Below are 7,222 nucleotides of genomic sequence, written 5' to 3' on the forward strand. Positions count from 1 at the left end.
TCTAGCCTTATAGCGGTTAGTGCTTCCCTTCTTTTTGCGTGACAATTCCTTTTGCAATTGTACTAATTGCTTTTCAGACTTGCGAAGGTACTTGGGATTCTCGATTGTATCGCCATCGGAAGTAATAGCAAACGACTTCAAGCCCAGATCAACACCCATCTTATCATCACGCTTAGGCAAAGGCTGAATATCCGTTTCCACCAGTAAGGAAACATAATACTTCCCTGACGGTGTTTTGGATATCGTACACGACTTGATGAGTCCAACGAATGGACGATGCAATTTGATTCGGATGAGTTTTCTCAACTTAGGAAGCTTTATATATCCGTCTGCAACGCTTACTGTGCCATTCTGATTATTCGTTGTGTAACTGTGACTGTTGGTCTTCTTGCTCTTGAATTTAGGAAAACCGACGCTCTGATCACGGAAGAAATGCCTATATGCCTTGTCCAAGTTCAGTTGAGCATTGGCAAGCGCAAGACTGTCCACTTCTTTCAGCCAGTCGAATTCCTTTTTTGTATTGAGCAGGCGTATTCTTGAGCATGGTTTCAGTTTGCTTATAATGCTCGATCTTATCTGCAAGCATTTTGTTGTAGATGAATCGAACACAACCGAACACTTTTGCAAAATATAGCTGCTGTTCATGGTTCGGATAGATGCGATACTTATAGGCTTTCAGCAATTCCTATCATCCTTTCATGCCTTGATTTTCGATGTATTTCTTGATTACGTCTATGGGTGCTCCACCAGTTGTAAGCAGGCAATAGGAACGTGACCAAAAATACGCTTTCCAAAGCGATTTTCGGATGATTGGAAATTCCTTCTTACGACTGAATAATTCTATTATAGTATCTTCTTAGGCTGTAAGAGTCCATGTTGATCAGACCGTTGCCATTCATCCCTCACTTTAGAAAATGGGGGAATTTTGACAACTATTTGTTAGATCAAGAACTTTCATCTATTATCCTGAATAAGATTAGATAATTCTTTTATGAAGGTATCCAAGCGGTAACAAAAGAAGCATCAACAAACGCTGATGCTTCTTCAATTCTTTTAATTAGGATATGGTTGTTGCTGCTTCTTCATCTCTAAAAGTTGGATTTAGAGAAGCAAGCTTTAACGCCTTAAATACCCGATTTAACGTATCTGAGGTTACATTTCCATTTCCAGATTCAATTTGCGAAACACGTGCTTGCGTGGTTTCCGCTAATTGTGCTAACAGAGATTGTGTATACCCCAGCTGTATCCGCCGCGCTAGAACCATATCCCCGATTGTAACTGAAAAACTATCAAGATATTCTGCTACCTCTGGGATATCTCGTGCTGCTTGTTTTAAGTTTGCAAAGTCACTACCTGTTCCTTTAGGATGTTTCATTATGGTCAGCTCCTGTTAAGGTTATATATTTCTCCGGATTATTTATAAAGTCCATATATAACTGTTCTGTTTCCTGAACAATCTGTTCAAAGTCGGCTGAATATGTCGTCTGTTTTACGATCGCCCGTGCAAAAACCAAAAACTGATGGTCCTCCCTACAGTATTCAAAGAACACACTTCGGAACGCTCCAAAACCTTCCCAGTTAATCCGGAACTCAAGCAGCGGCACATGATCTCTTAATTCTTTAATTAGTTGAATCGTGTACGGTTTGCCATCCTCTTTAAGATCGGTGTAATAAATTTGCTTAGCCAGTGGCAATCCATGCTTCTCAACAAATTCAAGCCCACGGATGACAAACTTAAATACTTGCAAATAATTAGGATCTGTTGAGCTGTATTGCTGAATCGTTTGAATGAGTTCTAAAACTGGTTTTTTTTGATCATCAGGATTTTTGAGAAATTCAATTACTGTCTTCATTATATCATATACGATATAAATTGCAAAACAATTTATATCTCTCCTTAATAGTGTAGAATTTTATGTTATACTTTTCTAACTTTTATTCACCCATTTTTAGCAACAGAACATTCAGGATTAACGTAGCGGGACACTCATTTCCCTTTAATGATTCTTAATATTAAAATTATTTTTCATTTCCCCTCCTTTATACAGGCCGTTATATAAAAAAAAGCCGTGAAAACAAAAAATGCCCTAAAAAGGGTACATTAATGTCTTCACGGCTTGTTTATAGCCATATGATTTAATATAGGGCAAGGCCCTAAGCTTCTCTTCGCTTCATAATTGAGGCAAAGATAATTAAAAAAAACGTAATAAAGTTATACTATAACAAAACACTATTATACGCAACTTTTTTGAAGTTTTGCTTTTTAAATCTCTGAATAAGATTAGAAAATTAGAAAATCTTTTAATGAAGGTATCCAAGCGGTAATAAAAGAAGCATCAACTGATGCTTCTTCAATTCCTATAATTAGGATATCGTTGCTGCTTCCTCATCTCTAAAAGTCGGATTTAGAGAAGAAAGCGCCTGGCTCCAAGTTGCGGTGATTTCCAGATTACGCAAGATTGCTTTGATGATTTACCTGCAGAGCGTAAACTCAAGCCACAACTAATGAAAGTTTCTGCATTCATTAGATCGCGAAATATCAATAAGGAGCCGATAGCCACATTATTCCTTGATGTTCCAATGGGCTATCCTGAGGGATATTCGATCCAACAAATTATTGAACAATTCCCATCCATTTCAGATCGTAAATGGAGATCGTGTTGTCAAAAAATGATTTGAATACTCTGGAATATGAGTTGAATCTCATAAAACGAGAAGGTCTTAGAGAACTGACCGATAAGAAAGATGAACGAGGAGCTTAATAAATAGTACAAAACCGCCAGTTCCTGCTGGCGGTTCTATTTTGTCATTGCTTTTATTGGATCATTACTGTGCGGTATTATCAAAATATGGAGTAAGTAGAAGATACCAAAAGTACCCTTAGACTCTTAATATGCAGGTTCTGCGGAATTGATCTCGAATGGAAGACAGAGCAAAATAGCCGATAAATCGGGAATTTCCTGTTCCGAACTGTTCCTATTGTGGTATAATAAATGTATAAGAAGCATAAAATAAAAAAGCCACGATGTATCCAGCATCGTGACTCTTAACAAAGGCCGGTGGGCGACCACGGCGTTTTCAATCAAATGACCGAAAAACCACCGGATTGCAAGGCGACCAACCTAATCCCGGTGGTTTTTCTTGTTCCGCGCTGCTTTCCACGCACTGCGTAAGGCTATTAACCCCACCGCAATACTAACTAGCTTATCGCTAATTTCAAGAAAATGCTGCACTACTGCAAGAAGTGACACGGCGTCACCCCCTCTCGGGCAAGCTTCGCCGTGCCGATAATCCCACCGGTTACTTTGTCTTCTCTATTATACCATAATTAGCCTATTTAGCGTTCTAATTCTGATCCTGATTTACATTTTTGCTGGCTTGAAGATTTTGCTTTGTAGCCGGCCGAACAGAGAAGAAAACACCTAATGACAAGAAAACCAGCTAATGTTTGTCAAGGGGGTCCACCAATTTTTTTGAATAAATCCATAAACTATAAAAATTCGTTGTTCGCCCAATCAATAACTCAGATCAAAGCATATTCTATACTATAACATCTCCTATACCTAAAGATGGTTTTTCTCTATTCCTTTCATGAAACCAAAAAAACTCCACCGTGACTGCAGCGGCTAATGAAAGGATCGCGGGGGGCCTGGCCGGAGCCTTAATAATCCGGTCTTTTTAACGTGGATTGAACAGTATCGCAAGTGGAATTATATAGGTAATTGTTCGCGTTTAAATTACCTTTTTAGTGCCCCTCGCATTCTCTATAGGGGGTACCACCAACCAAATGATATAAATCCCACGCTAAGAGATTTGTCTAAGGAAAATAAAGTGCTAGACTAGGAAAATATAGTTGTAGACTAAGAAAATACAGTATTAGACCTGCAACGGTGTTACGCTAACTGGCAGGATAGTTATGGAGGTCTCGGTGGTTCTGTGTGTTACCTGTATTGGTGGGAGTATAGATTTCGTTACACCGGTAGCAGCAGTTTTGCTATTCTTAGAATTTGCAATTCAAGTAAAGAAAGGACAGGGGCGATCGCCCTGTCCTTTCTTAATAGATGAGGATAAACGCGTGATGAGTTTACGGTCCGATTAAGGTTTACAGATCGACTCTCCAGTTGCCCATCATTTTGGCGACTTCCGGATCGCGGTACGATAAGAAAAGACTTTTCCGCGTATCTAGTGTGGAGATTTGCTCGATATCGTCCGCGCTCAACTCAAAATCGAAAATGTCGATGTTTTCGACGATCCGCTCTTTGCGCACCGATTTTGGAATAGCAACGACTTCACGCTGAACAAGCCAGCGCAACACGACCTGGGCTACGGACTTGTTGTGTTTTTCTGCGATCGATGCCAGCACTTCGTTGCCGAACATGTTGTTAAGTCCTTCAGCGAACGGCGCCCACGACTGGTGCTGCACTCCCTGCTCTTTCATAAAATCGACATTCTCAGTCTGCTGGTAGAACGGGTGCGTTTCGATTTGGTTGACGGCGGGCACGATTTCGTTATGCACGATGAGGTCCATCAGACGGTCGGGCAGGAAGTTGCTGACACCGATTGCCTTGATCTTGCCTTCGCGGTGCAGGTCTTCCATCGCACGCCAAGCGCCGTAGTAATCGCCGAACGGCTGGTGAATAAGGTATAGATCGAGATAGTCGAGCTGTAGCTTCTTCAAGGATTTTGCAAACGCCAGCTTGGCACTCTCGTAGCCGGCATCCTGAACCCAGAGCTTGGTCGTGACGAACAGTTCCTCACGCGGTACGCCGCTGCGCTTGATCGCGCGTCCGACCGCTTCCTCGTTCAGGTAACCGGCGGCGGTGTCGATCAGGCGGTAACCGGCCATCAGTGCTTCATATACCGCGTTCTCGCATTCTTCAGCATCGGGAATTTGGTAGACACCGAAACCGATGATCGGCATTTTCACACCGTTGTTCAATGTTACAGTTTGCATTGTAATTCCTCCCATTGTTCAAATGTAAAATGGCAAACGGCCGCGAATCCCGGGAATCGGGCACCGCAGCGGGGATTCCGCTTACGGCCGATTTGCATTACAATAAGCTTATCGCATACGTGTTAAACGAAGTCAAGAGGTCTATGTAATTTTTTCTAAGGGGAATTTCACATGCTTACGGTCAAAGAAGTCGCCCAGATAACGGGGCTCACCGAGCACGTCGTGCGCTTTTACACGGATAAAGGCCTGGTGCCAAGCGTACAGCGCAATCAAAACAACATTCGGATGTTCGACGAAGAATCGATCAACTGGCTGCATGGCGTCAAATGCCTCAAGCAATCTGGGATGCCGATTGATGTCAGTGAACTACACGCTACCTAAGAGGTGGGTGCTTCTTGGTCAATAGAGCAACCGCTCCAAGTTTACCCAAGGCTTACAGGATAGTCCCTATCCCAATAGATGCAATTTACATTGCGAGTTTCAGAAGGTTGTTGGCTGCGTTTATATCTTGATGAAGCAAGGTGTATGCAAATATCATCCCCCTTTATTCTGATTGGACAACTATAAAAAAGCTCACTCCTATTTTATGGTTAAAGGAGCAAGCTTACTATTAATCATATTCAATGTACACGTTGCCGTTTTCATTTACCGCTCTCTCCAGCAATATAATTATATCGTTTTTAAGATCAGGAATTACGGGTAATATATTAGTTAAACTTTTCGCCTCTTCCTCGGTCAAATTGTTACTATCAAATGAAGTAAACAATTGTAGGGTCTCTCTAATATTTTTTATTTCCCATGGACTTTCCTCATACCAACCTTCGTGAGCATAATATTCACTTAGTATATTACTTTGTGCAGACTCTATTTGATCCAAGCAATCCAATAATGTGTCAAAGTATCCATTCCATATCTTCAATATATAGCTTTCATCTGAATCTTTGTAAATCAATCTTATTTCTGGTTCTCCTTCAAATCCAGCATAGTAGGTATCATTTACTTTATCTGTCTTCATACTCTTACTCCTTCCAATGTCCCTGATCCAAAATCCTTTTTGCTATGATATGAGTGTGAAAAGACGAAAAGGCACTTGAAAAACACAGCTATGACTCGACCTTTAGATAGATTAGGGCGAATCGTAATCCCAAAAAGTTTACGCCGTGAACTACACGCCACCTAAGAGGTGGGTGCTTCTTGGTCAATAGAGCAACCGCTCCAAGTTTACCCAAGCTTACAGGATAGTCCCTATCCCAATAGATGCAATTACATTGCGAGCTTCAGAAGGTTGTTGGCTGCGTTTATATCTCTATCGTGATGCGCGTTGCATTCTGGACAAGTCCATTCTCGCAAGCCAAGATTCTTCACATCTACATTTTTGTAACCGCAACATGAGCATAATTGGCTACTAGCGTAGTTCTTAGGTGCAATCATCAGATCACGTCCATACCACTTCGCTTTATATTCTAGCATTGAACGGAACAGGCTCCAGGATACTTCACTAATCGCCTTGGCAAGCTTTGGATTCTTCATCATGTTCTTTACTCGAAGGTCTTCCATGACAATGACTTGGTTTTCGTTAATCATCTTGGAAGATACTTTGTGCAAGAAGTCCTGACGCTGATTACGAATCTTCTCATGCAACTTGGCTACTTTCAGCCTAGCCTTATAGCGGTTAGTGCTTCCCTTCTTTTTGCGTGACAATTCCTTTTGCAATTGTGCTAATCGCTTTTCAGACTTGCGAAGGTACTTGGGATTCTCGATTGTATCGCCATCGGAAGTAATAGCAAACGACTTCAAGCCCAGATCAACACCCATCTTATTATCACGCTTAGGCAAAGGCTGAATGCGTTTCCACCAGTAAGGAAACGTAATACTTCCCTGACGGTGTTTTGGATACCGTACACGACTTGATGCGTCCAACGAATGGACGATGCAATTTGATTCGGATGAGTTTTCTCAACTTAGGAAGCTTTATATATCCGTCTGCAACGCTTACTGTGCCATTCTGATTATTCGTTGTGTAACTGTGACTGTTGGTCTTCTTGCTCTTGAATTTAGGAAAACCGACGCTCTGATCACGGAAGAAATGCTTATATGCCTTGTCTAAGTTCAGTTGAGCATTGGCAAGCGCAAGACTGTCCACTTCTTTCAGCCAGTCGAATTCCTTCTTGTATTGAGCAGGCGTATTCTTGAGCATCGTTTCAGTTTGCTTATAATGCTCGATCTTATCTGCAAGCATTTTGTTGTAGATGAATCGAACACAACCGA

6 protein-coding genes and 3 pseudogenes are annotated in these 7,222 nt (G+C 41.5%); 1 reads left to right on the plus strand and 8 read right to left on the minus strand.

Annotated elements, in window-relative coordinates; translation table 11 throughout:
- From JO375_RS06765 to JO375_RS06790, 5 genes and pseudogenes are all read right to left on the minus strand, one after another.
- Positions 1 to 682, minus strand: a pseudogene (locus JO375_RS06765) (RNA-guided endonuclease TnpB family protein); the annotation flags it as partial.
- 6 nt (positions 683 to 688) lie between these two features.
- A pseudogene (locus JO375_RS06775) lies at positions 689 to 817 on the minus strand (transposase); the annotation flags it as partial.
- A gap of 240 nt (positions 818 to 1,057) precedes the next feature.
- Positions 1,058 to 1,375, minus strand: coding sequence for a helix-turn-helix domain-containing protein (locus JO375_RS06780; protein ID WP_229523736.1), 318 nt, complete (start codon positions 1,373 to 1,375; stop codon positions 1,058 to 1,060).
- Complete coding sequence (locus JO375_RS06785) at positions 1,362 to 1,853, minus strand: hypothetical protein (RefSeq protein WP_229523737.1); 492 nt, start codon at positions 1,851 to 1,853, stop codon at positions 1,362 to 1,364. Before JO375_RS06785 ends, JO375_RS06780 begins: the two co-directional genes overlap by 14 nt.
- 2,249 nt (positions 1,854 to 4,102) lie before the next feature.
- Positions 4,103 to 4,954, minus strand: coding sequence for an aldo/keto reductase (locus JO375_RS06790; protein ID WP_229523738.1), 852 nt, complete (start codon positions 4,952 to 4,954; stop codon positions 4,103 to 4,105).
- Positions 4,955 to 5,125: 171 nt separating this feature from the next.
- Here JO375_RS06790 and JO375_RS06795 point away from each other — a divergent pair.
- Positions 5,126 to 5,314: pseudogene (locus tag JO375_RS06795) on the plus strand (MerR family transcriptional regulator); the annotation flags it as partial.
- A 250-nt stretch (positions 5,315 to 5,564) separates the two neighbouring features.
- Here the strand turns inward: JO375_RS06795 and JO375_RS06800 are convergent.
- The 3 genes from JO375_RS06800 to JO375_RS06810 form a co-directional block, all read right to left on the minus strand.
- The gene (locus JO375_RS06800) at positions 5,565 to 5,969 is read right to left on the minus strand and encodes a hypothetical protein (protein WP_229523739.1); all 405 of its coding nucleotides are present in this window, start codon (positions 5,967 to 5,969) and stop codon (positions 5,565 to 5,567) included.
- Positions 5,970 to 6,217: 248 nt separating this feature from the next.
- Positions 6,218 to 6,769: a transposase gene (locus tag JO375_RS06805; protein WP_229523740.1), complete on the minus strand. Its 552-nt coding sequence runs from the start codon at positions 6,767 to 6,769 to the stop codon at positions 6,218 to 6,220.
- Between the two features lie 13 nt (positions 6,770 to 6,782).
- A partial coding sequence (locus JO375_RS06810) for an RNA-guided endonuclease InsQ/TnpB family protein (RefSeq protein ID WP_229523741.1) occupies positions 6,783 to 7,222 on the minus strand: 440 nt, incomplete at its 5' end.

Origin of the sequence: Paenibacillus farraposensis, from assembly GCF_020736845.1 — a bacterium.
Taxonomy (GTDB): domain Bacteria; phylum Bacillota; class Bacilli; order Paenibacillales; family Paenibacillaceae; genus Paenibacillus; species Paenibacillus farraposensis.